A 223-nucleotide genomic window follows, 5' to 3' on the forward strand; every position below is an offset into this window, starting at 1 on the left:
AGACCTTACAGTAACAGGAGGAGATAATGCCACCTTTACCGATGTAACGTTAGATATAAAAGCTGATGCAGTAACCAATGCAAAGCTTGCCGATAATGCGGTTCAGACCGAGAATATCAAAGACGGTAATGTAACATCGGCTAAGTTAACAGCAGGCGCAGGTACAGCTGATCGTATTGCAATAGCCGATGCTGCAGGAGCAGTAACATTCAGTAATGCTATT

General features: G+C 43.5%; 1 protein-coding gene. It reads left to right on the forward strand.

Features of this window, described 5'->3' with window-relative positions; all coding sequences use genetic code 11:
- Positions 1-223, forward strand: a 223-nt coding sequence (locus NHE85_RS16715) for a hypothetical protein (protein ID WP_252813347.1), incomplete at both ends; no start/stop codon positions are given.

The organism is Flavobacterium sp. NRK1, assembly GCF_024054175.1.
In the GTDB taxonomy this organism is placed as follows: Bacteria; Bacteroidota; Bacteroidia; order Flavobacteriales; family Flavobacteriaceae; genus Flavobacterium.